This window comes from Chitinophaga sp., assembly GCF_039596455.1.
Lineage (GTDB): Bacteria > Bacteroidota > Bacteroidia > Chitinophagales > Chitinophagaceae > Chitinophaga.
In genome coordinates, this window is sequence record NZ_JBCNJR010000006.1 from 38,472 (window position 1) to 62,064 (window position 23,593).

Annotated in this window: 21 protein-coding genes; 8 read left to right on the forward strand and 13 right to left on the reverse strand. The window is 53.1% G+C overall.

Going from position 1 to position 23,593, the window contains the following annotated elements:
* Window positions 1-16 precede the first annotated feature (16 nt).
* Complete coding sequence (locus tag ABDW36_RS18020; protein WP_343703320.1) at window positions 17-1,747, forward strand: glycoside hydrolase domain-containing protein; 1,731 nt, start codon at window positions 17-19, stop codon at window positions 1,745-1,747.
* 111 nt (window positions 1,748-1,858) lie between these two features.
* On the opposite strand, the gene ftsZ is transcribed toward ABDW36_RS18020, so the two are convergent.
* The 13 genes from ftsZ to mraZ form a co-directional block, all read right to left on the reverse strand.
* Window positions 1,859-3,628: a cell division protein FtsZ gene (gene ftsZ / locus ABDW36_RS18025; RefSeq protein ID WP_343703321.1), complete on the reverse strand. Its 1,770-nt coding sequence runs from the start codon at window positions 3,626-3,628 to the stop codon at window positions 1,859-1,861.
* Window positions 3,629-3,738: 110 nt separating this feature from the next.
* On the reverse strand, window positions 3,739-5,151 hold the full coding sequence (gene ftsA, locus ABDW36_RS18030; RefSeq protein WP_343703322.1) for a cell division protein FtsA: 1,413 nt from the start codon (window positions 5,149-5,151) through the stop codon (window positions 3,739-3,741).
* A gap of 15 nt (window positions 5,152-5,166) precedes the next feature.
* A complete protein-coding gene (locus tag ABDW36_RS18035; RefSeq protein ID WP_343703323.1) occupies window positions 5,167-6,189 on the reverse strand; it encodes a hypothetical protein in 1,023 nt (340 codons plus the stop codon).
* A 154-nt stretch (window positions 6,190-6,343) separates the two neighbouring features.
* Complete coding sequence (gene murC, locus ABDW36_RS18040; RefSeq protein WP_343703324.1) at window positions 6,344-7,702, reverse strand: UDP-N-acetylmuramate--L-alanine ligase; 1,359 nt, start codon at window positions 7,700-7,702, stop codon at window positions 6,344-6,346.
* A gap of 8 nt (window positions 7,703-7,710) precedes the next feature.
* The gene (gene murG, locus ABDW36_RS18045) at window positions 7,711-8,808 is read right to left on the reverse strand and encodes an undecaprenyldiphospho-muramoylpentapeptide beta-N-acetylglucosaminyltransferase (protein ID WP_343703325.1); all 1,098 of its coding nucleotides are present in this window, start codon (window positions 8,806-8,808) and stop codon (window positions 7,711-7,713) included.
* 17 nt (window positions 8,809-8,825) lie between these two features.
* Window positions 8,826-9,995 carry an FtsW/RodA/SpoVE family cell cycle protein gene (locus tag ABDW36_RS18050; RefSeq protein ID WP_343703326.1) on the reverse strand — a complete coding sequence of 390 codons (1,170 nt, stop codon included), beginning with the start codon at window positions 9,993-9,995 and terminating at the stop codon, window positions 8,826-8,828.
* Between the two features lie 19 nt (window positions 9,996-10,014).
* Window positions 10,015-11,349, reverse strand: coding sequence for a UDP-N-acetylmuramoyl-L-alanine--D-glutamate ligase (gene murD, locus ABDW36_RS18055; protein ID WP_343703327.1), 1,335 nt, complete (start codon window positions 11,347-11,349; stop codon window positions 10,015-10,017).
* A 2-nt stretch (window positions 11,350-11,351) separates the two neighbouring features.
* Window positions 11,352-12,605, reverse strand: a complete 1,254-nt coding sequence (mraY, locus tag ABDW36_RS18060; protein WP_343703328.1) for a phospho-N-acetylmuramoyl-pentapeptide-transferase — start codon at window positions 12,603-12,605, stop codon at window positions 11,352-11,354.
* Window positions 12,606-12,623: 18 nt separating this feature from the next.
* The gene (locus ABDW36_RS18065; RefSeq protein ID WP_343703329.1) at window positions 12,624-14,090 is read right to left on the reverse strand and encodes a UDP-N-acetylmuramoyl-L-alanyl-D-glutamate--2,6-diaminopimelate ligase; all 1,467 of its coding nucleotides are present in this window, start codon (window positions 14,088-14,090) and stop codon (window positions 12,624-12,626) included.
* A gap of 36 nt (window positions 14,091-14,126) precedes the next feature.
* Window positions 14,127-16,229 carry a penicillin-binding protein gene (locus ABDW36_RS18070; RefSeq protein WP_343703330.1) on the reverse strand — a complete coding sequence of 701 codons (2,103 nt, stop codon included), beginning with the start codon at window positions 16,227-16,229 and terminating at the stop codon, window positions 14,127-14,129.
* A gap of 30 nt (window positions 16,230-16,259) precedes the next feature.
* The gene (locus tag ABDW36_RS18075; protein WP_343703331.1) at window positions 16,260-16,634 is read right to left on the reverse strand and encodes an FtsL-like putative cell division protein; all 375 of its coding nucleotides are present in this window, start codon (window positions 16,632-16,634) and stop codon (window positions 16,260-16,262) included.
* A gap of 80 nt (window positions 16,635-16,714) precedes the next feature.
* Window positions 16,715-17,623: a 16S rRNA (cytosine(1402)-N(4))-methyltransferase RsmH gene (gene rsmH, locus ABDW36_RS18080; protein ID WP_343703332.1), complete on the reverse strand. Its 909-nt coding sequence runs from the start codon at window positions 17,621-17,623 to the stop codon at window positions 16,715-16,717.
* 10 nt (window positions 17,624-17,633) lie between these two features.
* On the reverse strand, window positions 17,634-18,104 hold the full coding sequence (gene mraZ / locus ABDW36_RS18085) for a division/cell wall cluster transcriptional repressor MraZ (protein WP_343703333.1): 471 nt from the start codon (window positions 18,102-18,104) through the stop codon (window positions 17,634-17,636).
* A 311-nt stretch (window positions 18,105-18,415) separates the two neighbouring features.
* Here mraZ and bamD point away from each other — a divergent pair, with 311 nt between their 5' ends.
* The 7 genes from bamD (at window position 18,416) to ABDW36_RS18120 (ending at window position 23,591) form a co-directional block, all read left to right on the forward strand.
* The gene (gene bamD / locus ABDW36_RS18090; RefSeq protein ID WP_343703334.1) at window positions 18,416-19,249 is read left to right on the forward strand and encodes an outer membrane protein assembly factor BamD; all 834 of its coding nucleotides are present in this window, start codon (window positions 18,416-18,418) and stop codon (window positions 19,247-19,249) included.
* 1 nt (window position 19,250) lies between these two features.
* A complete protein-coding gene (locus ABDW36_RS18095) occupies window positions 19,251-19,559 on the forward strand; it encodes a DNA-directed RNA polymerase subunit omega (protein ID WP_232825935.1) in 309 nt (102 codons plus the stop codon).
* Window positions 19,560-19,633: 74 nt separating this feature from the next.
* Window positions 19,634-20,839: a bifunctional phosphopantothenoylcysteine decarboxylase/phosphopantothenate--cysteine ligase CoaBC gene (coaBC, locus tag ABDW36_RS18100; protein ID WP_343703335.1), complete on the forward strand. Its 1,206-nt coding sequence runs from the start codon at window positions 19,634-19,636 to the stop codon at window positions 20,837-20,839.
* Window positions 20,832-21,749, forward strand: coding sequence for a DUF4835 family protein (locus ABDW36_RS18105; protein WP_343703336.1), 918 nt, complete (start codon window positions 20,832-20,834; stop codon window positions 21,747-21,749). The genes coaBC and ABDW36_RS18105 overlap by 8 nt, the downstream gene beginning before the upstream one ends.
* Window positions 21,750-21,752: 3 nt before the next feature.
* Complete coding sequence (locus ABDW36_RS18110) at window positions 21,753-22,211, forward strand: DUF4296 domain-containing protein (protein WP_343703337.1); 459 nt, start codon at window positions 21,753-21,755, stop codon at window positions 22,209-22,211.
* Between the two features lie 19 nt (window positions 22,212-22,230).
* Window positions 22,231-22,923, forward strand: a complete 693-nt coding sequence (locus tag ABDW36_RS18115) for a CoA transferase subunit A (protein WP_343703338.1) — start codon at window positions 22,231-22,233, stop codon at window positions 22,921-22,923.
* A gap of 11 nt (window positions 22,924-22,934) precedes the next feature.
* Window positions 22,935-23,591: a 3-oxoacid CoA-transferase subunit B gene (locus tag ABDW36_RS18120; protein ID WP_343703339.1), complete on the forward strand. Its 657-nt coding sequence runs from the start codon at window positions 22,935-22,937 to the stop codon at window positions 23,589-23,591.
* Window positions 23,592-23,593: the final 2 nt, after the last annotated feature.

A 23,593-nucleotide genomic window follows, 5' to 3' on the forward strand; every position in this document is an offset into this window, starting at 1 on the left:
TAACACGTAATCAGCTATGATAAGACACGTCTGCGCCGCCCTGCTACTTGCGGCCCTTGCTAACGCTGCTCATGCCCAGCAAGCTAACTACAAAGAACTGCCTGACCCCAGGCCGGTAGACCCGGTGGCCTGGAGCACGGTGAAACCCGGCGCCCATGCCTTTTTTGGTACGGCTGATGTGCGCTACGACAAGATTTTTGCCCCCGATGCATCAACCCTGCGTTCTACCTGGAAAACAAGGGCCTGGAAAGGGGAAAAGGTGCATAGCCAATTTGTGATCTACACTACCAAAGCGCTCAGGAACGTCAGCATCGAAAAATCGGATATGAAAGACGGTAACGGCAATAAAATTCCTGCTGCAGCCATTACACCGGGCTTTGTGCGGTACGTGATGACGGACGAGCTGAACAGCGAAGGCGGCGGCTGCGGCCACCGCAAGCCGGAAAACTTCGACTCTTCACTGGTGGCAGACGGCATTGACATCATCCCAGCCATAGACGTGAATGCCAATAACGTGCAGCCTGTATGGCTGAGCGTAACAGTGCCCCCGCAAACGCCTGCCGGCGTGTACAAAGGGGCCGTAAAAGTGAAAACGGCAGCCGGCTACCTGCCCGCCAGCCTGCCATTTGAAATTACAGTGGTGGAGCGTACCCTGCCACAGCCCAAAGACTGGGCTTTTCACCTCGACCTCTGGCAGAGCCCCTATGCTGTTGCCCGCGTGCATAACACGCCGCTCTGGAGCAAGGAACATTTTGATGCCATGCGCCCGTATATGAAAATGTTGGCCAACGCAGGGCAGAAAGTGATTACCACCAGCATCATTTATGACCCCTGGAACAGCCAGACCTATGATATTTACGGTGACATGATCAAGTGGACAAAGAAAAAGGACGGCTCCTGGAGCTTTGACTACACTGTATTTGACAAATGGGTGTCTTTCATGCAGGAGACAGGTATCAACAAACAAATTGCCTGCTTCAGCATGATACCCTGGAACCTGAAGTTTTATTATCACGATGAGGCCAGCGGTAAGGATGAAGCGCTGGTGGCCAAGCCGGGTACGCCGGAATATGATCAGCACTGGCGCCCCATGTTGACTGACTTTGCTCGCCACCTGAAGTCAAAAGGCTGGTTTGACATCACCTCCATTGCGATGGACGAGCGCCCGCTGGAGTCCATGCAAAAGGCCATTGCGCTGATACGCAGTGTAGACAAGGATTTCAAGATATCCCTGGCCGGCCTCTACCATAAGGAGCTGGTGAATGATATTTATGATTATTGTGTAGCGTCAGGGTTGGATTTTACAGCGGAGGAAAAAAAGGAGCGCTTGGGCAAAGGCTGGCCCAGCACGGTGTATACCTGCTGCAGCGAAGGTTTTCCCAACACGTTCACTTTTTCACCACCGGCAGAATCTGCCTGGCTGGGCTGGCATGCCGCAGCTAAAAACTACTCCGGCTACCTGCGCTGGGCGTACAATTGCTGGGTGAAAGACCCCCTGCAGGATTCCCGGTTTAAAACCTGGGCGGCGGGTGATACTTACCTGGTATACCCCGGCCCGCGCTCTTCCATCCGTTTTGAAAGGATGATAGAAGGCGTGCAGGCATATGAGAAAATAAGGATACTGAAAGAGGCCGGTAAAGGAGCGGAGCTGGATAAAGTGTTGAAGAAATTCGAGATCAACGCGTTGAAGCAGAAGAAGGCGGAAGATATGGTGAACGCGGCGTCTGACGTATTGAACAGTTTATAATGAAGCGGCGAACAGTATGCCCACTCTATAAAGAAAAAATCCTCCGAGGAATCGGAGGATTTTTTTTAACACAACTAAAAAACAATCAAACGTAATATCATCTATAATTCATCAATCCGGCTTTTTCCCATCTAAGAAGGTATTGATCGTATTGATCTCTGCCTGGTTTTCGTGGTTGTTGCCCACGGTATACCCGGAGTAGAACTGCTCAGCAGAGCCGGCGCCATTGTCCAGGTCTATATTGCGGCGGAGGTAAGCAGGAACGTTCTCTATTTCCTGGTTATTTTCCATGTTTTTCACATTAAAGCTGATGCTGCGCAGCTTGGCCACTCTTTCCAGCTGTTTGCGCTTCTGTTCTTCCGCTTGGTCATCCTGCAGCTGCTGGGGCTGAGGCTGGGCCTGCGCCTGCTGCACGGGTTGCTGCGGTTCCGGCTCAGCGGCGGCGGGTTCTTCCCTGAACACCATTTTCATCTCCGGCTGATCATCCGCGGTGCTGTTATTGCCGGCCGGCTCCACATAGATATTAGACGGGCGGCTCAGGTAACCACCGGATGTGGTGCTTCCCTGAGCGGGCGGGGGAGCGGCCTGTTGTACAGGTTGCTGCGGTGCTTGCTGTACCGGCTGCACCGGTTGCGGGGCGGGCGCGTCTACCGGCTCAATGTTGAGCGTGTAGGTTTCCCGTGCCGGGGGCGGGGTGGGCTGAACAAATGCGGCGGCGGGAGCGGGGTGGGCTACCTGCGGCTCCACCAGCCGGGGCGCCATCAGGTCTTTTTCTTCCGGCTCATCGTTGAACAGCATGCCCTGGTTGTTCATTTTCTTTTCTTCACCATCCTGCCCCAGCGTCATCACAATTTTAGCCTCTTCTTTGGGCTGGGCCTGCACCTGGGCGGCAGCGGGCTTTTGTTGCTGAATAGGGTTCTGCTCAAAGCCGGTGGCTATGATGGTTACACCCAGCTTGCGTTCCAGCGTCTGGTCATAACCAACGCCCAGGATCACGTCGCAATCTTCTCCGGCCATGCTTTGTACATATGCCTGTATGGTGTCCATTTCATCCAGCGTATGCTCAAACTCGCCTTCGGCAGATGAAATGTTGATGAGTATCCATTTAGCGCCTTTGATATCGTTATCATTCAGCAGTGGAGAGGTAAGGGCTTCTTCAATGGCTTTCTGGGCGCGGTATTCGCCTTCAGCCACTGCTGCGCCAAGAATGGCCACGCCGCCGTTGCGCATTACGGTGCAAACGTCCGCAAAGTCAACGTTGATCTGCCCTGTAGAGTTGATAACGTCTGTGATACATTTGGCTGCGGTGGCCAGCACGTTGTCTGCCTTTTCAAAAGCGGCCTTGAATTTGAGGTCGCCGAATTTCTGCCGCAGTTTGTCGTTGGAAATGATCAGCAGCGTATCTACAAAATCTTTCAGGCGGTTGATGCCTTCTTCCGCCTGCAGCATTCTTTTCTTTCCTTCGTAAGAAAAAGGAGTAGTAACGATGCCTACGGTGAGAATACCCAGCTCCTTGCATATTTTGGCAATAATAGGCGCGCCGCCGGTGCCGGTACCGCCGCCCATGCCTGCGGTGATGAACGCCATTTTGGTGTTCACCTCCAGTATTTTTTTGATTTCTTCAAAGGATTCTTCTGTAGCCTGCTCGCCGATCCGTGGATTGGCGCCGGCACCCAAACCCTGTGTGAGGTGAGGCCCCAGCTGTACCTTGTTGGGCACGGGGCTGTTTGCAATAGCCTGTGCGTCGGTATTGCATATAATGAAGTTCACCCCGTCTATGTTCTGATTGAACATGTGGTTCACCGCATTGCTTCCTCCGCCACCAATGCCTATCACTTTGATGATGGAAGATTTTTCCTTTGGAAGATCAAAATGTATCATGACTCTACTCTTTAAAATGGGTTAGTATTTGGTGTACCGTTTTCCTACACGCCTGTTTTTTGACCGGTATTTTAAAATTGATTATTACTTGCAACAATCACGCCACAGCTTTACAGCCGTGCGTCTTCTTCTTCTGTGAACATGTCTATGATCTTTGTTTTCATCCTGTCCAGGAATCCTTTCAAAGATGCGTTCCTTTCTTTCGCCTTTCTTGCCTGCCGTGCGTCTGCCGTTTCCTGCATGTCCTCTTCTTCTTCTTCCATCCACTCTTCTTCCCCCTGCTGGCGGGCCGCTTTTTCTTTGGCCAGGTAGCTGGTGTTGATCTTCACGTAATTCTCTTCCAGCGCTCTTTTATCGTTCTCGTAATCGTTATATCCTTTCAGGATCAGGCCAACGCAGGTGGCATACATGGGCTTGGTCAGCTCGTCTGTATGGCCGCTGGCCAGGTGCTCGTTGGGATAGCCTATGCGGGCGCTTACGCCGGTGGTGTACTCCGTGAGCTGTATGAGGTGTTTCAGCTGGGAGCCGCCGCCGGTAAGTATAATGCCGCCGTTCAGCATTTTATTGTCCATCCCGATCTGTTTCAGGTGGTACACTACAAAGTCCAGTATCTCGCTCATACGGGCCTGGATGATGTGGGCGAGGTTCTTCACCGAAATTTCTTTCGGGCTCTGGCCGCGCAGGCCGGGAATGGTGATGTAGGCGTTGTTTTTGGCCTCATCTGCCAGCGCGTAACCAAACTGTACCTTCATCTGCTCCGCCTGCGTTTTGAGCACGCCCAGGCCGTTCTTGATATCGTTCGTGATGTTCTCGCCGCCATAGGGAATTACAGCGGTATGTTTCAGCACTCCTTCGTAAAACACGGCCAGGTCTGTAGTACCGCCGCCTATGTCTACAATCGCAACACCGGCCTCAAAGTCCATATCGCACATTACAGCGGCGGCGGAGGCCAGCGGCTGCAGTACCAGGTCTTTGATCCGCAGGCCGGATTTTTCCACGCTGCGGTTAATATTACGGATGGCATTCTTGTCTCCCGTAATGATGTGGAAATTGGCCCCTACTTTCACACCGCTCATCCCGATGGGGTAGGTGATGTTCTGCAGGCTGTCAACAATGTACTGCTGGGGGATCACGTCAATGATCTGGTCGCTGGCGGGGATCACCGTTTTATACTGGTCGTTGATCAGCTGGTCAATGTCTTTCTGGGATATTTCAGCGTCCGTATCGCTGCGCACAATGTCGCCGCGGGTCTGGAGGCTTTTTATGTGGTGGCCCGCAATACCTACATACACCTCGTTTATTTCGAGGTTGGGGTTAGATGCATAGCAGTTTTCCAGAGCCTGTCTGATAGCCTTGATAGTTTGATCGATGTTCAGGACCATACCGTGCTGAACACCAAATGATGGGGCCTTCCCGAATCCGAGGATTTCCAATTTCCCGTATTCATTCTTCCTTCCTGCGATGGCTGCTATCTTCGTGGTTCCAATGTCGAGACCTACAATGATGGGAGCTTCCTGATTCATGGTTCTATATTGTTTTTAGTTGCGATTACGATTATTTCTGTTTGGTTTATATACTGCCTTGGGCTTTTCTGCCTGGGCCTTTGCAGGCTTCCTGGCTTCGGGCTGGCGGGCAGCGGCCGGTTTGTTCTCCTTTTCCTTTGCTTTCGGTTTTGCTGCCGGCGCGGGCGCGGGGGCCGCGGCATGACTGTCATCATCCATGGTGGCGTCTGCCATGGTAGAATCTTTGTACATGGGCGGCGGCGGTGCGCTTTTGCCGTCTCTTCTCGTTCCGATCACTTCATCCTGGTAAGCAATATTGATCCTTGAATATGTATTCCATCCTGCTTTGTTCAGCCCTTCGCGGTAGAAGATGAGCAGTTTGGCGAATTTATTTTCGATGTCTGCTCCTTCTCCCAGCACAATCACATGGTTGCCGAATTTGGGCGTGATCTCGAACTTGCGGTCACCCGTGATCATGATCTGCTCCACCTGCGCGTTCCAGAACGTATCCGCAGCTACAAAGCGGGCCAGGTCTCGCATCTGGCTGTAGAGCAGGCTGTCTTCTTTTTTCAGCCGCACCGCATCCGTCGGGAAGCCCGTGAAAACCGGCACCCTGGCGGAGAAGCGGTCTGATACCGGAATACGCTCGCCATCCCCGTCCAGGTAAAAGCTGCTGCCGGAGAAGGTGAACACACGGGCCAGCGGGTCACGCTGCTCTACTTCCACGTTCAGCATCTGCTGGTTGTCGAAAAACAGTTCGGCGCTGCGCACCCAGGGATCGCGCTCTACTGTTTTTTCCAGATTGGCGATGTTGATCTCACTGATCATTTTGCCTACCGGGTTGTCTTTACCATCACTGTTGATCAGGGCCTTGATGTCATTTTTATCAATAAAGGCATTACGGTCGTCTCCTTTCAGGGTGACTTTGATGCCTTTGCATTTGGTGCTTTCCCTGTCGTTCACGGCTGCAACCAGCAGTACGGAAAAGCCTGCCAGCACAGTGCCCCAGAGGAGCATGCGGCCAATGCGCTTGAAGGCTGTTTTCGTTTTCGGTTGCATGTTTATATTCGTTCGGTTTAAGAATATATGTTATGTCTGTTTACGTCACCTGTAGCTCCGCCACATCAACTGGCGTGATGTTAACTATATTTACCGGTAGATGTCAATGCCAGCTTATATTAGCTATAACACCTCCACAGGAACAAGGCATTTCTCAGCGAGATGCCAATATTTCCTTCACCGGCTCCCTCAGCAAATCAATATCTCCCGCTCCCGCCGTTATCACCAGTTCCGCCGGCTGCTTTTCCAGCCAGGCGGGCACTTCGTCCCGCGGCATGATCTTTACTGCCGGCCCTTTAATGCGGCCGGCTATCATTTCGCTGGTAACCCCTTCAATGGGTAGCTCCCTGGCGGGGTAAATGGGCAGCAGCACCACTTCGTCTGCCAGGGCAAGGGTTTCGGCAAAGCCGTCCGCAAAATCCCGTGTGCGGGTAAAGAGGTGCGGCTGGAAAATAACCGTGCACTTTTTACCGCGGAACAGTGCTTTGGCGCTGGTGATGAGCGCCCGCAGCTCTTCGGGATGGTGGGCATAATCATCTATGTACACCACCCTGTTCTTTTTCACCAGGTATTCAAAGCGGCGGCGGATGCCTTTGAAATCAGCCACGGCCGCTCTTATCTTATCGTTGCCAATACCCAGCAGGTGGGCCACGCCAATGGCCGCTACCGCGTTTTCTACATTGTGCATGCCGCCTATATGCAGCTGCACGTTGTCTATCATCCAGCCCTGCTGCATCACGTCAAATTCATAGCCGCCGTTGTCCATCCGGATGTTGGTGGCATAAATGTCTGCCGCATCGTTCTGCAGGCTGTAAGTGAGCCTGTTGTCTCCCTTCAGCTCGGAGCCGCGGGGCAGGCCGTGCCTGGCCAGCAGGGTGCCGTTGGGCTTGATGTTTGCCGTGTACTGGATGAACGCTGCCTCCACTTCCGCGGGGGTGCCGTAAATGTCCAGGTGGTCTGGGTCCATGGCGGTGAGCAGGGCAATGTCGGGGCTCAGCTTCAGGAAGGAACGGTCATATTCGTCCGCTTCAATGACTGCCACCGGTTTTTCGCTGCTCCAGAAATTTTTGCCGTAGTTGGAGCTGATGCCGCCCAGGAAGGCGTTGCAGCCGTACCCGGAGTGGCGCAGCAGGTGCGCTACCATGGTAGATACGGTGGTTTTGCCGTGCGTACCGGCCACGGTAATGGCAAACAGCTCACGGGTGATCTCCTGCAGAATGTCGCTGCGTTTCACCACTTCGTACCCGTTTTCCCGGTAATACACCAGTTCTTTTTGTGTGGCGGGGATGGCGGGCGTGTACACCACCAGGTCTGCCGCCTTGTCTATCAGCGCCAGGTCTTCCGTGTAATGGATGCTGATGCCTTCCGCCTCCAGTTGCCGCGTAAGCTGGGTGGAGGTACGGTCATACCCGCTCACTGCCGCGCCCTTTTCATGAAAGAAGCGGGCAATAGCGCTCATGCCGATGCCGCCTATGCCAACAAAATAGATCCTATGTATCTGTTTTAATTCCATCCGGGAATTTATATTTTAGTCAGCCCAAGCACGGCCCGGGCTATAGTCATATCTGCGTTCGTATTGCCCAGCGGGGCAATGTTCGTTTCCAGCTGCTCCATCAGCGCCTTGTTCTGCACCAGGCTCAGCGCTTCGTTCACCAGCCTGCTGCCGGCCTCATCGTTTTTAATCATGAGGGCGGCGTTTTTGTGCACCAGGCTCATGGCGTTTTGTGTCTGGTGATCTTCCGCCGCAAAAGGGTAGGGCACAAAGATCACCGGTTTTTTCACTACGCACAGCTCTGCAATGGCCAGGGCGCCCGCTCTTGAAATAACGGCGTCTGCCGCTTTGTAGGCAAAGTCCATGACGTTGATGAAGTCATACACTTTGACATGCGTGGCAAACGGCGCGGCGGCGGCTTTGGCCTGTTCATAAAACAGCGTGCCGGTTTGCCAGATGAGCTGCACGTCTTTGTTCACAAAGTCTGCCAGGCGGGGCAGCAGGGCCTCATTGATGGCCTTTGCGCCCAGGCTGCCGCCCACGGCCAGTATGGTGGGCTTGCCCATCATGAGGCCAAAGTGGCGCAGCGCGTCTTCCCTGCTTACCGCGCTTTGTGAAATGGCGCTCCTTACCGGGTTGCCGGTGTACAGCAGCTTTTCCGCCGGGAAGAACTTTTCCATTCCTTCGTAACCCACACAGATCCTGGCGGCTTTGCGGCCCAGTATCTTGTTGCTTTTGCCGGCGTAGGAATTTTGTTCCTGTATGAGGGTGGGAATGCCTTTTTTCTGCGCTACCCGCAGTATGGGGAAGCTGGCATAACCTCCCACGCCCACCACTACGTCAGGCTGGAAACGCGTTAACACATTGCGCGCCTGCCGGAGGCTTTTCAGGAGCTTAAACGGCAGCAACAGGTTTTTCAACATGTTGCTGCGGTTAAAGCCCGCGATCTCCAACCCTTCGATCGGATAGCCTGCCTGCGGCACTTTTTCCATTTCCATTTTGCCGGTGGCGCCCACAAAGAGAATATCAACATCGGGCTCCAGCTTGCGGAGCGCGTTGGCAATGGCAATGGCCGGGAAGATGTGTCCTCCTGTACCGCCGCCTGCTATGATTACTTTGTGTGCCATTTAATAATTTATGTCCTTTATGCCGCTGCTGCGGTATTGGTTACCTCCTGTTTTTTGCCTTCCGCTTCTTCCACATGCCTTGACACGCTGAGAATGATGCCGATGGCAAGACTGGTGAATATCACGGAAGAACCGCCCATGCTCACCAGCGGCAGGGTTAATCCTGTAACCGGCAGCAGGTGAACGTTTACCGCCATATGCATCAGTGCCTGTATGACCAGCGTTACGCTCAGGCCAAGGGCCAGGAACGCGCCGAAGGCATACGGGCAGTTCTTGAATATGCTGATACTTCTGAGGAGTAAAAGTAGGTACGCCGCCAACACCAAAAAGGCGCCAAAGATACCATACTCTTCAAGAATTATTGCATAAATAAAATCGGAATACGGGTGCGGCAGAAAATTTCTTGCCGTACTGTTTCCCGGGCCTTTGCCCAGTGTGCCGCCGCCTGCAATGGCAATCATAGATTGCTGCACCTGGTAGGGCACGTCTTCTTCCGCATTGCTGAAAAAGCTTTCTATACGCGTTTTCCATACACCGGTACGCCCCTTGTCTCCCGTAAAGGAAGCAATGGCGAACATCAGCAGCACCAGCACCAGCGCGCCGCCTACCATAGACAGCAGGTACTTCAGCGGTACGCGGCCAATGAAGCAGAGCAGCATGCAGCTGGCGCCCAGCAGCAGGGCCGTGCTCATGTTGGCCGGCATGATCAGCGCGCAGATGATGCCCACCGGTACAATGATGGGCAGAAAACCCTTCCTGAAATCAGTGATCACCTGCTGCTTGCGTGACAGCTGGCGGGACACGTACATGAACAGCGCCAGCTTGGCAATGTCCGATGTCTGGAACGTGAGGTTGATCACCGGCAGCCGTATCCACCGGCTGGCATCGTTCAGGTTGGAACCGAAGGCCAGCGTGTAGACCAGCAGCGGGATAGACACCAGGAAGCCTATTTGCGCCACGCGGGAATAGATGGTATAGTTCACCCGGTGGGCAAAATAGATGATGAGCACGCCCAGCAGCAGTACGGACAGCTGCTTGAACAGGTAATATTCCGTATGCCCGCTGTATACACGGTATGCCAAAGAGCCGGTTGAACTGTACACTGCCAACAAGCTTACAGCAGACAGGAAGAACACAATGGTCCAGATCACCTTGTCACCTTTCGTCCTTTGAAGAATGTTGTTCACGTGTATGTTTTTAAAAGTTTTAAAGTTCCCTCACTGCTTCTTTAAACTGGCGGCCCCGCTCTTCATAGTTCTTGAAGAGGTCGAAGCTGGCGCAGGCAGGGGAGAGCAGTACCACATCACCTTTGCTGGCCAGTTGGAAGGCTGCGTTCACAGCATCCTTCATATTGTCTGTATTCACCATTACTTCCATGTCTTTAGACAGCGCTTCATGAATGGGGCGGTTATCAACGCCCAGGCAAATAATGGCTTTGACCTTTTCACGCACCAGCTCGCGGATGGCGCTGTAGTCATTCCCTTTGTCTACCCCGCCCATGATCAGTATCACCGGGCGTTCCATGCTTTCCAGGGCAAACCATACGGAATTGACGTTGGTTGCCTTGCTGTCATTGATAAAATCTACACCGCGCACAGTGGCCACGTACTCCATCCGGTGCTCCAGGCTTTTGAAAGTGCTGAGGCTTTCGCGGATCTTTTCTTTCCGTATATCCATGGTGCGGCCTGCAATACCTGCTGCCATTGAATTATACAAATTATGTTTACCTTTTAAAGCCAGGTCGTACATAGACATAATTACCGGTTCGTCTTTCACGTTAATGTTCACCTGGTCGTTCTCGATAAATCCACCTTCTTTCAATTGTTCCATAATGCTAAAAGGTATTGGTTCTGAATAAATGGGTTTCGTTGCCAAATAATTCCGGATCTCCGGATCATCCATGCAATAGATAAAATAATCGTCTTTCGTCTGGTTCATGGCTATGCGGAATTTTGACGCCACATAGTTCTCCATTTTATAATCATAGCGGTCCAGGTGGTCTGGCGTAATGTTCAGGAGGATGGCTACATCCGGTTTGAACGCTACGATATCGTCCAGCTGAAAGCTGCTGATCTCTATGATATAATAGTCAGCAGGCTCTATGGCTACCTGGCGGGCATAGCTGATACCTATGTTACCAACCAGGGCGGCATTGAGGCCGGCTGTTTTAAAAATGTGGTAAGTAAGCGCCGTAGTGGTGCTTTTACCGTTGCTTCCCGTAATGGCAATGATCTTCTTGTCTTTGCTGAACCGCCAGGCCAGCTCTATCTCCGAAATAACCGGTACGCCTCTTTCCCTCACCTTTTTCATCAGCTCCGATTTTTCCGGTATGCCGGGGCTCTTCACAATTTCATCCGCGCCCAGTATCACATCCCAGGAGTGGTGGCCTTCTTCAAAGGCGATCTGGTTCACGGCCAGCTCCTGTTTATAAATGTCCTTTATCTGCCCGCCGTCTGACACAAACACGTCGTACCCTTGCTTTTTTCCCAGCAACGCCGCGCCAATGCCGCTTTCTCCCGCTCCAAGTATCACCAGCTTCATGCTTATCTCATTTTAAGGGTGGCAATGGCAAATACCACGCACATCACGGTCACTATCCAGAAACGCACGGCTATTTTGCTTTCATGATATCCCAGCTTCTGGTAGTGGTGGTGCAGGGGGCTCATCAAAAACACCCTTCTGCCTTCACCGTATTTCCTTTTCGTGTATTTGAAATAGGCTACCTGTATCATTACGCTCAGGCTTTCCACGAAGAACACGCCGCAAATGATGGGCAGCAGCAGCTCCTTGCGCACAATAATGGCCAGGGAGGCAATGATGCCGCCAAGGGCCAGGCTGCCCGTATCTCCCATGAATACCTGGGCGGGGTAGGCATTGTACCAGAGAAAGCCTACGCAGGCGCCTACAAAGGCCGCAATGAAAATAGACAGCTCACCCAGGTTGGGGATGTACATGATGTTGAGGTACTCCGCAAACTGGATGTTGCCGCTTACATAGGCAAAAATGCCGAGGCCGATGCCTATTACCGCGGAAACGCCGGTGGCCAGCCCGTCCAGCCCGTCTGTAAGGTTGGCGCCGTTAGATACGGCGGTAATGATGAGGATCACCACCAGTATGTACAGCACAAAGGTGTATTGCTCCGCGCCGGGCCCCATCCAGGAGATGAGCCGGGCGTAGTTGAACTCGTGGTTCTTTACGAAAGGGATGGTGGTGATAGGCGTTTTCACGTCTACGAACCGCTGCCCGTCTTCCGTTACGCGTTCCGTGCTGGAAATCACTCTTTCATAGGGGGCCAGTTTTTTATCTGTCATGATCTCGCGGCTCATGACCACGTTCTCATTGAAGTACAGCGTGGCGCCTACAATGAGGCCCAGGCCTACCTGCCCCAGTATCTTGAAACGGCCGGCCAGCCCTTCCTTGTTCTTTTTGAATACCTTGATATAGTCATCTATGAACCCGATCAGCCCCAGCCAGATGGTAGAGAGCAGAATGAGCAGGATATATACGTTCATGACCCTGGCAAACAGCAGGGTGGGGATGATGATGGCTGCAAGGATGATGAGGCCGCCCATGGTGGGAGTGCCTTTCTTGGTTTGCTCGCCGGCCAGGCCCAGGTCACGGATGGTTTCACCGATCTGTTTCCGCTGCAGGTATTTTACGATGCGCTTGCCCAGGAGCAGTGAGATCACGAGAGACAACAGCAGGGCCATAGTTACCCGGAAGGTAATGTACTGCCACATGCCGGTGCCTGTGTAGTTAAATTCGGTTTTTAGATAATTGAACAGGTAGTATAACATATATAACGGATCGTGATCTTACTTTTCAAATAGCTCAAACATTTCTTCCAGCACCTTTTTGTCGTCAAACGGGTGTTTTACCCCGCTGATCTCCTGGTACTTCTCATGGCCTTTGCCGGCCACGAGTATGATGTCTTCCTGCTGCGCAAGGCTGCAGGCGGTTTTGATGGCTTCCCGGCGGTCTGCAATGGAAATGGTCTTTTTCCGCTGGTGAACGGCCACTCCCGCTTCCATTTGCCGGATGATTTCCCCAGGGTCTTCAGACCGGGGGTTGTCAGAGGTGAATATCACCTTGTCACTGTGCTCTGCGGCCACTTCGCCCATTACGGGGCGTTTGGCCGTATCCCTGTCTCCCCCGCAGCCCACTACGGTAATGATCTGCTCATGGCCCTGGCGTAGGTTCTTGATGGTGGCCAGCACGTTAAGCAGCGCATCAGGTGTATGGGCATAATCCACAATGCCTATCACACGCATGTTTTGCGAAATGATATAGTCGAAGCGGCCTTCGGCGCCCTGTGTATTGCTAAGGGCGGCCAGCACGCGGTCTTTATCTTCTTCCAGCAACACCGCCGCACCGTATACGGCCAGCAGGTTGTAGGCGTTGAACTCCCCGATGAGGCGGAAGTGCACTTCCCTTTCACCTATCTGCATCACCAGCCCGGTAAGGTTGTTCTCCAGTATCTTGCCCTTGAAGTCTGCCATGCTGCGCAGGCTGTAGGTAGCCTTGCGGGCTTTGGTGTTTTGGAGCATCACGTTGCCGCGCTTGTCATCCAGGTTGGTGAGCGCAAAAGCCTGGGCTGGCAGCTGATCAAAGAAACTCTTCTTTACACGGATGTATTCGTCAAAGGTCTTATGATAGTCCAGGTGGTCATGCGTGATATTGGAAAAGATGCCGCCGGCAAAATTCAGTCCCGCTATACGTTGCTGATGAATGGCGTGTGAGCTTACTTCCATAAACGCAAAGAGGCAGCCCTCGGCCACCATGTCTGCCAGCAGCGCGTTGAGGCTGATGGGGTCAGGCGTGGTATGCGTGGCCGGCACAATGCGCTCTCCTATCTGGTTCTGCACGGTGGAGAGCAGGCCGCAATGGTAGCCCAGTTGGGTAAAGAGGCGGAACAGGAGGGTGGCAATGGTGGTTTTGCCATTGGTACCTGTAACCCCTACCAGTTTCAGCTGCCGGGAGGGGTTGCCGTAGAAGTTGCCCGCCATGATGCCGCTGGCCTGGGCGCTGTTGGCCACCTGTACATAACAAACGTTGGGCGCCAGGGTATCAGGCAGGGTTTCGCAGACGATGGCTACGGCGCCCTGCGCCACGGCCGTGGATATGTATGCGTGCCCGTCTGCCGCGGCGCCGCGTATAGCAAAGAACACGCTGCCTTCCGTTACCCTCCTTGAGTCTATAAACAGTGCCCGTACGGCAATGTCGTTATTGCCCTGTACGTTCAGGATGTTTACGTTGTATAATATTTCGCGCAGCGTTTTCATTAAAATCTGAAAATGTTCCTTTTATATTTTATGCTGTCAACTCAATTCGATCACTATGGTCTGTTCCTTCCCCACAGGACTGCCGCCCTGGATGGATTGTGAACTGACTTTACCGGCTCCTTTTATTACCACCCGCAAGCCGGCGTTTTCCAGCAGGTAGAGGGCGTCTTTGAGGCCCATGCCTTTCACGTCTGGCACCAGCCCGGAGGCTGCTTTCACCGGCGTGAAGCTGAGCTTGTTGTTCCTTATGTCTGCGCTCACCCAGTTGGACGCGGTGAGCGGCCCTTCAAAGGGTATGTTGAGCGTACGGGCCACGCTGCGCCACTCGCTGCCTTTGCCGCCCTTCATGGCCATGAGGGTATCCAGGGCGGTGTTGCCGTTGAGGGAGCGCGGTTTTTGCACGGCCAGGGCGTACAGCTTGTCTGCTACTTCACGGAAAACCGGCCCTGCCACCGTACCACCGTAAAACTTGGCGGCGTGAGGCTTATTCTTGATCACCACCACGCAGGTGTACTGCGGATCATCTGCGGGGAAGTAACCAGCAAAAGAAGACTGGTAGATCTTGTCTGCATAGCCACGGTTGCCATTGGCTACCAGCGCCGTGCCTGTTTTGCCGGCAAAGCGGTAGTAGGGCGTTTGCAGCTTGGAAGCGGTACCGTTCAGCACCACGCCTTCCAGCATATCTTGCAATTGCGCCAGCGTGCGGGAAGTACAGATGCTGTCTTCCAGCACCACCGGTTCAAACTGGCGGATGGGCTGGCCATATTCCATGATGGAATTGACCAGGTAGGGCTTCATCATTTTGCCCTTGTTGGCCACTGCATTGTAAAGCATGGCCGTTTGCAGGGGCGTTTGCAGCACGTTGTACCCGAAGGCCATCCAGGGCAGGGTTACTGCGCTCCAGTGTTTGCTGGCAGTGGTGGGTATGGTGGGGGCGCCTTCGCCTTCCAGGTCTATGCCGGTGCGTTTGGCCAGGTGCAGCTTTTTCAGATGGGCGGCAAACTCGTCGGGCTTTTTGTAGTAAAACTGGTAAGCCAGTTTGGCCATGCCTACGTTGGAGCTACGTTCAAAGGCTTTCTTCACCGTAACGGTGGTGAGGTGATGCGGCTCGGAATCATAGACCACGCGGCGGTTGATGGGCCATTTGCCATAGTTGAGGTCTACAAGGGTATTGGCGTTGGCATACCCGTCTTCCAGCACGGCTATCATGGTGGCCAGCTTGAAGGTGGAGCCGGGTTCGCTAACCTGTATGGCATAGTTCATGTCTTCCCAGTAGCTGCCGTCTTTCTGGCGGCCCAGGTTGGCAATGGCCTTTATTTTCCCTGTTTTTACTTCCATGAGAATGCAGGTGCCGTGCTCTGCTTCGTTCTGTACCATCATTTTCATGAGGGCGTTCTCTACAATGTCCTGCATGTTCACGTCCAGCGTGGTCACTATATCTTTCCCGTTTTCCGGCTCAATGTCATACCCTTCTACCGGCATGTAGGTGCCGCCGGCAATGCGGCGCATGAGGCGTTTGCCGGTTACGCCGCTGAGGCTGCTGTCGTACGTTCTTTCCAGCCCTACGTTCTGCGCGTTTTCACGGGAAAGGCCAATGGTGCGGTTGGCCAGCAGTTTGAAGGGGTTGATGCGTTTGTTCTTGGTTTCCGCAATGAGGCCGCCCTTGTTGCGGCCCAGGCGGAACATGGGGAAGTTGCGTACGGCCTGGTACTCGTCAAAGCGGATATCCCGCTTCAGCAGGAAATAACGGTCTTTATTGGCGTAGCCTTCTTTCAGCAGTTTTTTGTACTGGGCGGCGGTGCGGTCCCGGAAGAGGTTGGCCAGGTAATAGGAAAGGGAATCTACATTATCCTTGAAAATGGTTTTCTTGGGGTCTTGCAGCCCGTCTGCCTTGAAGTCTATGCGGAGGTCGAAGTAGGGGATGGACGTGGAGAGCATGCGGCCTTCTTCGGAATAGATGGTGCCGCGGTCTGCATCGAGGTCCATGAAAGAGGTATGGAGGCTGTCTGCCAGGCTGCGCCATTTGTCGCCTTCCACATGCTGTATGAAGAACACCTTGCCCAGGATGGCCACGGCAAATATACCCATGCCAATAAAGCAGAGGTATGCTCGCCATAGTATGTCCTTTTTAATCTCCATGCCGGGTCAGTGTCAGTATCTTGTTTTAAATTATTGTGCTTCTTCGGGAGCCTTTACTTCTATCCGCTGCGGGGGCGTGCTCAGTTCCTTCAGCCCCAGCGGTTCTACGGCTTTGCTCACTTCACTCAGTTTGCTGCGGAACATCAGCTCGCTTTTTACGCTCAGGTATTCCCATTTCAGCTCTTTTATTTCCCTGCTCAACTTGTTGATCTTGCGTACTTTTTTTTCGGCCAGGTGGCTGTTGGCGATGTAGATCAGCGCAATCACGGCCAGGAAAAGGATGAAGGGCAGGTTTTGCGTGATCAGCCGGTAGTTGATACGCAGGCGCCATTCCTTCTTCGGCTCCTTCGGCAGCGGTTCCCCGCCGGCCTCTTCTTCTATGATATGCTTTTCTTCTTCCCGCAACACTTACAAGGTTTAGCAACAGTTAATACGATTCTATTTTTTCCGGTAACAGGGGGATAGGATGGAAGTAACGTCAACGGTCATATTTTTTCTGCCACCCGCAGCTTGGCGCTGCGGCTCCGGGGGTTAGCCCTTAATTCCTTCTCACTGGCCGTTACCGGTTTTTTAGTGATCAGTTTAAACAGCCGGGGCGGTGTTTCAAAACTGTAGGGATTCTCATCCGCCGTTTCAAAACTGCCGGCCTTCATGTAATTTTTCACCAGCCTGTCTTCCAGCGAGTGGAAGGTGATGATGGCCAGTTTGCCGCCCGGCCTCAACACGGCTGAAGACTGGGTAAGCAGGTCTTTGAGGGCGCCCAGCTCATCGTTCACTTCTATTCTCAGGGCCTGGAACACCTGCGCCAGGTACTTTGCGGGGTTGCCTTTTACGATGGGCTGTATGAGCGATTTAAACTCCGCAATGGTCCTCAGGGGATGAGCTTTACGCAGCTGCACAATTGTTTTGGCCAGGGTGCGGGAGTTGGTGACTTCCCCGTAGTTCTGGAACAATTGGTGCAGGTGCTGCTCGGAATAGGTCTGCAGGATGTCTGCCGCCGTCACCTTATTGCGTGTGTCCATCCGCATGTCCAGGTTACCGTCAAAGCGGGTGGAAAAGCCCCGCGCACCAGTATCGAACTGGTGGGAGGATACCCCCAGGTCTGCCAGCAGGCCGTCTGCTTCAAGCGCTTTATGCAGCTTCAGGAAACGGTGCAGGTGCCGGAAATTTTCTCGGACAAATACCACCCTTTCGTCGGGGATGCGGTTGCGGTAGGCGTCTTCATCCTGGTCAAACACGATCAGCCGGCCCTGGGGGCCCAGTTGCTCCAGGATGGCCCTGGAATGGCCGCCGCCGCCAAAGGTGGCGTCTATATAAGTGCCGTCTGGCCTGATCTGTAAATTTGCTACCACTTCATGGAGCAAAACTGGCAGGTGGTATCCGGGTGTTTCCATGCTTGCCGTTTTACAGTACAGGGTTTGAGGGACCGTCTCCGCCCATTACCTGTTGTGCAAGGCTGCTGAAGGCTTCCGGTGAAATATTATCAAAGAACTCCTGGTATTTCGTTTTGTCCCAGATCTCTATCTTGTTGGTGGCGGCCGTCAGCACAATGTCCTTGTCAAGCCCCGCATGCGCCATCAGGTTTTTGGGGATGTTCAGCCGCCCTGCGCTGTCCAGCTCCAGGATGGTGGCCCCATTGAGAAAATAGCGGCGGAATTCCCTAACTTTCGGATCAAAATCGTTCAGTTTGCCGATCTTCTCCTGTAAAGGCTGCCACTCGTTCATGGGGTACAGCGTCAAACACTTTTCAAAGCCGCGGTTCAGCACAAACTGGTTGCCCGCACTTTCTGCTATCTGCCGTTTAAACCCGGCAGGGAGCAGGAAGCGCCCTTTGGCGTCCAGTGTGGCTTCATATTCTCCCAGAAAACCCGTCATGCTTCGTTTTAGGTGTTGATTTCCATTTTCTAACACAAAATAACACTTTTTCCCACTTTTAACCGAAAAAATGAATTATATATTTTTTCCACAGCCATATTATGCCTGCCAGAAAGGGGTTGAGAGGTGGTGAATGCGACAGGGGTGTGGATAGTTAGCGGGGTTATGTGGATAAAATGTGTAAATGTGCGATTCGGATGTGGATATGCCTGGATCGTCCTCAAAATCACCGTTTTTGCAAAATTTTAACTTCGCCTATTACAGCATTACCGTTTTTTGCTTTTAATTCGTACCTTCGCGACTCTTTTTTTATGAGGAAAATTCTCTTATATATCGGCCTGCTGGCCTTTACTGTGGGCGCAGTATCCTGTAACCGGGAGCTCAGGCGCATTGAAAAAAGCAATGACCTGGAGAAAAAGCTGGCCTATGCTGACAAAATGTACGAAAAGAAGAAGTACCAGATGGCGCAAACGCTGTATGAGGAAATGATCCCCGTATTTAAAGGTACCGAGAAGTTTGAAGGGCTGTATTACAAGTACGCCTACTGCTCTTTCTACCTGAAAGACTACCAGCAGGCGGGCTTCCACTTCAAAAACTACCTGGAAGCGCTGCCCAGCAGTCCACGGGCGCAGGAAATAGACTACATGCAGGCCTACTGCTATTATAAAATGTCTCCCAAGCCGGCGCTGGACCAGACCAATACGGAAAAGGCCATTGCCGCCATGCAGACTTTCATCAACTCCTACCCTAATTCCGAAAAAACAGCAGAGGCCAACGTGATCATAGAACTGTTGCGCCGCAAGCTGGAACAGAAGGAATTCAATGCCGCGGAGCTGTATTATAACCTGGGGCACTACAAGGCCGCCGGGGTGTCTTTCAAAAGCCTGATGCAATCCTACCCTGATTCCGACAAAAGCGACAATTACAAGTATATGGCTATCAAGGCGTATTACCTGTACGCGAAGAACAGCATCCCGGCCAAGCAGAAAGACCGCTATGAAACAGTGCTGACAGAGTACCTGGAATTCACAGACCGGTACCCGGACAGCAAATTGCGCTCCGATGCCGAAAAATACTTTACCTTAGCAAAAAATAATCTTAAACACCTGGAAAATGAGCAAAATAAAGAGAAGTCTAACCAGTAGTATGAACCCCTGGGTAGAGACCAGGAACACCACTGACATCAAGAACAGAACCGGTAACCTGTACGAGTCCATTGCCATTATTGCCAAAAGGGCAAACCAGATCAATATCACCGTAAAGGAAGAGCTGCATTCCAAACTGGAAGAGTTTGCCAGCCATACGGACAACCTGGAGGAAGTGCATGAGAACAAGGAGCAGATCGAGATCTCCCGTTTTTATGAGAGACTGGCCAATTCCGCTATCCAGGCTACCAATGAGTTCCTGGAGAACAAAATTTACTTCCGTAAGAACGATGACGATCTGTATAGCTGATCTCACCGTTTATCGCGAAAAATATTAACTTCATAGCGGCAGAATGTTTTGTTCTGCCGCTTTTGTTTTGTGACATGCTACAAGGGAAAAAAATTCTTTTAGGGGTTTCCGGCAGCATTGCGGCCTATAAGGCAGCCATACTGGTGCGCCTCCTGGTAAAGGAAGGGGCGCAGGTAAAGGTGCTGATGACACCGGCCGCCTGTGATTTCATTACCCCGCTCACGCTTTCCACCCTTTCCAGAAACGAAGTAGGAGTTACCGTCAGCGAGAACGGCACCTGGGCCAACCACGTGATGCTGGGCCGCTGGGCAGACGTAATGCTGATAGCCCCCGCCTCCGTGAACACCATTGCCAAAATGGCCAACGGCATTTGCGACAACCTGTTGCTGGCCGTATACCTTTCCGCTACCTGCCCGGTGCTTTTTGCCCCGGCCATGGACGAAGACATGTGGCTGCACCCCGCCACCAAAGCCAATGTGGCCCGCCTGCTGGCTTACGGCCACAAGCAGTTGCCCGTGCATAAGGGAGAACTGGCCAGCGGCCTCTTCGGGGAAGGCAGAATGGCCGAACCGGAAGCCATGGTAGCGTACCTGTACAGCTTTTTCAGCGGGGAAGCGCAACAGCAACCCCTGGCCGGTAAAACGGCCCTGGTATCTGCCGGGCCCACCCAGGAGCCCATAGACCCCGTCCGTTTCATCAGCAACCACTCCAGCGGCAAAATGGGCATTGCCCTGGCAGAAGCCCTGGCGGAAGCCGGCGCCACCGTACAGCTGGTGCTGGGCCCCACGCACCTGAGCACGCTGCACAAGGGCGTGCAGATACACCGCGTGGTAACGGCGGCAGACATGTTTGACCAATGCACGGCACTGGCCCCTTCGGCAGACATCATGGTGATGGCCGCGGCAGTGGCAGACTACCGGCCCCGCAGCATGGCAGACAAAAAGATCAAGAAGAAGGAGGAAGACATGCGCCTGGAGCTGGAAAAAACGGCAGACATTGCCCGCACCCTGGGCGCACAGAAGAAGAACGGCCAGGTGCTGGTAGGCTTTTCGCTGGAAACCAACAACGAAAAGGAATATGCGCTGAAAAAATTGCAAGAGAAGAACCTTGACATGGTGGTGCTCAACTCCCTGAATGACGCGGGCGCCGGGTTCAACCACGATACCAATAAAGTAACACTGCTCTCCCGCAGCGGGCAGGAGCAGGCGCTGCCCCTCCAGTCAAAACAGGAGGTGGCCCGCAACATAGTAATGGCTATAATTGATCTGCAACATGCTTAAACGGATTGTATTCTTTTCCCTTTGCCTGCTGGCCTGCTACCGTTCAGACGCCCAGGAGCTGAGAGCCAACGTATCTGTGCAGGCCGCCCAGCTGGGTACCAGCACAGATAAAAAAGTGTTTGCCACCCTGCAAACCGCCCTTTCGGAATTTATCAATAACCGCCGCTGGTCTGATGACGCCTACGCCCCCGCGGAGCGCATAGAATGCAACTTTCTGCTCAACGTTACCCAGGCCCTGGGCAACAATACCTACAAGGCTTCGCTCACCATACAGGCCACACGCCCGGTGTACAACTCCGGCTATACCACCAGCCTGCTCAACACGCAGGATAACAACGTGGTGTTCAAATACGTAGAGTTCCAGCCGCTGGAGTTCAACGAGCAGCGTATTGTTGGCAATGACCCGCTGGTATCCAACCTTACCGCCATACTCGCTTATTACAATTATATCATACTGGGGCTTGATTACGACTCGTTCTCTCCCCGCGGCGGGGACGCGTTTTTCAAAAAAGCGCTCAACGTGGTGAACAATGCGCCGGACGGTAAAGACATCTCGGGCTGGAAAGCGTTTGAAGGCAACCGCAACCGCTACTGGCTGCAGGATAACCTGCTGAACGTGAAGTTTGCCCGTTTTCATGACGTGATGTACCAGTACCACCGCATGGGGCTTGACCAGATGTATGAAGACACCAACAAGGGCCGCGCCGCCATTATGAACTGCCTGACCCTGCTTATGGGCATTCACGAAGAGCTGCCCAACTCTATGCTGCTGGCCGCTTTTTTCAATGCCAAGAACGATGAGCTGTTTAAAATATTCTCCAAGGCGCCCCCGCAGGAAAAAACCAGGGCAGGGCAGATGCTGGCACAGCTGGATGTGCCCAACGCCAATAAATATCAGCAATTAAGATAAATGATGAACCTGAGAAAGACAGCCGGCGTTTTATTGTTCAGCGTACTGCTGGCCTGCGGGCAGGCAGACAGAACGCCGAAGGGCGTATTGCCGCCGGACAAGATGCGGGATATTTTGCTGGATATGAACTATGCGGAAGTGTACGGCCGTGAGCAGGGGATGGACACCTTCCGTATTGCAGATTCCGTAAGGGAGCAGAACATCAAGCGGTATTATGTGCAGATACTGCAGCTGCACAACGTTACCAAAGACGAGTTCATGAACAGCTACCGGTTTTATGAATTGCATTCAGACCGGCTGGAAGAGATATACAAAAGCATGCAGGCTATTGTGCAGAGGAGGAGGGAAGTGATGGATTCCATTGAGCGCAAACAATCTGACCTGAAGTATGGCATTGAACGGCGTACGCACTGGGATTCATTGTACTGCCCGGCAGACAGCCTGCGGCTGATTTTACCCTGAACCACCACAACACCAAAACATGCAGAAAGTAATTGCTAACGCCGATGAGGCCGTGAAAGACATTCCCAGCGGCGCCACACTGATGCTGGGCGGCTTCGGCCTGTGCGGCATTCCGGAGAACAGTATTGCGGCGCTGGTACGCAGCGGTGTCAACAATCTCACCTGTATTTCCAACAACGCGGGCGTAGACGATTTTGGCCTGGGCCTGCTGCTGAAAACCCGGCAGATCAGGAAAATGATGTCTTCTTACGTAGGGGAGAACGCTGAATTTGAACGGCAGCTGCTCTCCGGAGAGCTGGAGGTAGACCTTATACCCCAGGGCACCCTGGCCACCCGCATCCAGATGGCCGGCATGGGCATACCCGCCTTTTTTACACCTGCCGGTTACGGTACGGAAATAGCCGAAGGAAAAGAGACCCGCCGCTTCAACGGTAAGGATTACCTGATGGAACTGGCGCTGCATGCAGACTTTGCCATTGTAAAAGCCTGGAAAGGTGATACGATGGGCAACCTGGTATTCCGTAAAACCACCCGCAACTTCAGCACCTCCATGGCCAAGGCCGGCAACATTACCATTGCCGAAGTGGAGCACCTGGTGCAGCCGGGTGAGCTGGACCCCGACCAGGTACATGTGCCCGGCATTTACGTGCACCGCGTTTTCCAGGGGAGCGGTTATGAAAAGCGCATTGAACGCAAAACGGTTAAAATCTAAAACTCGCTGCTATGGCCCTCGACAAATTTGGCATTGCAAAACGTATTGCACAGGAACTGCGTGACGGCATGTACGTAAACCTGGGCATCGGTATCCCTACGCTGGTATCCAACTTTGTACCCGCCGGTATCTCCATTATGCTGCAGTCTGAGAACGGTATGCTGGGCATGGGCCCGTACCCGATGGAAGCGGAAATAGACGCAGACCTCATCAACGCCGGCAAGGAAACGGTGACCGTGCTGCCGGGCGGCGCTTTTTTTGATTCTGCGGAAAGCTTCGGCATGATACGCGCGGGCAAGGTAGACCTTACCGTGCTGGGCGCCATGGAAGTGTCTGATACCGGAGATATTGCCAACTGGAAAATACCCGGCAAAATGGTGAAAGGCATGGGCGGCGCCATGGACCTGGTGGCCTCCGCCAAAAACATCATTGTGGCCATGATGCATACCAACCCCAAAGGCGAAAGCAAATTGCTGCCGCAATGCTCGTTGCCGCTCACCGGTGTTAAATGTGTGAAAAAAATTGTGACGGAGCTGGCGGTGCTGGACGTTACGCCGGAAGGGTTTCAACTATTGGAACGCGCGCCGGGCGTGAGTGTGGAAGAAATAAAGGCAAAAACGGCCGGGCGCCTGGTCATAAAAGGGGATGTGCCTGAAATGGTTTTATAATC

Bases quoted from the DNA above. Each gene is read 5' to 3' on its own strand.
- ABDW36_RS18020 (WP_343703320.1), top strand. From the start codon at position 17: ATGATAAGACACGTCTGCGCCGCCCTGCTACTTGCGGCCCTTGCTAAC.
- ftsZ (WP_343703321.1), bottom strand. From the start codon at position 3,628: ATGATACATTTTGATCTTCCAAAGGAAAAATCTTCCATCATCAAAGTG.
- ftsA (WP_343703322.1), bottom strand. From the start codon at position 5,151: ATGAATCAGGAAGCTCCCATCATTGTAGGTCTCGACATTGGAACCACG.
- ABDW36_RS18035 (WP_343703323.1), bottom strand. From the start codon at position 6,189: ATGCAACCGAAAACGAAAACAGCCTTCAAGCGCATTGGCCGCATGCTC.
- murC (WP_343703324.1), bottom strand. From the start codon at position 7,702: ATGGAATTAAAACAGATACATAGGATCTATTTTGTTGGCATAGGCGGC.
- murG (WP_343703325.1), bottom strand. From the start codon at position 8,808: ATGGCACACAAAGTAATCATAGCAGGCGGCGGTACAGGAGGACACATC.
- murD (WP_343703327.1), bottom strand. From the start codon at position 11,349: ATGAAGCTGGTGATACTTGGAGCGGGAGAAAGCGGCATTGGCGCGGCG.
- mraY (WP_343703328.1), bottom strand. From the start codon at position 12,605: ATGTTATACTACCTGTTCAATTATCTAAAAACCGAATTTAACTACACA.
- ABDW36_RS18065 (WP_343703329.1), bottom strand. From the start codon at position 14,090: ATGAAAACGCTGCGCGAAATATTATACAACGTAAACATCCTGAACGTA.
- ABDW36_RS18070 (WP_343703330.1), bottom strand. From the start codon at position 16,229: ATGGAGATTAAAAAGGACATACTATGGCGAGCATACCTCTGCTTTATT.
- rsmH (WP_343703332.1), bottom strand. From the start codon at position 17,623: ATGGAAACACCCGGATACCACCTGCCAGTTTTGCTCCATGAAGTGGTA.
- mraZ (WP_343703333.1), bottom strand. From the start codon at position 18,104: ATGACGGGTTTTCTGGGAGAATATGAAGCCACACTGGACGCCAAAGGG.
- bamD (WP_343703334.1), top strand. From the start codon at position 18,416: ATGAGGAAAATTCTCTTATATATCGGCCTGCTGGCCTTTACTGTGGGC.
- ABDW36_RS18095 (WP_232825935.1), top strand. From the start codon at position 19,251: ATGAACCCCTGGGTAGAGACCAGGAACACCACTGACATCAAGAACAGA.
- coaBC (WP_343703335.1), top strand. From the start codon at position 19,634: ATGCTACAAGGGAAAAAAATTCTTTTAGGGGTTTCCGGCAGCATTGCG.
- ABDW36_RS18105 (WP_343703336.1), top strand. From the start codon at position 20,832: ATGCTTAAACGGATTGTATTCTTTTCCCTTTGCCTGCTGGCCTGCTAC.
- ABDW36_RS18110 (WP_343703337.1), top strand. From the start codon at position 21,753: ATGAACCTGAGAAAGACAGCCGGCGTTTTATTGTTCAGCGTACTGCTG.
- ABDW36_RS18115 (WP_343703338.1), top strand. From the start codon at position 22,231: ATGCAGAAAGTAATTGCTAACGCCGATGAGGCCGTGAAAGACATTCCC.
- ABDW36_RS18120 (WP_343703339.1), top strand. From the start codon at position 22,935: ATGGCCCTCGACAAATTTGGCATTGCAAAACGTATTGCACAGGAACTG.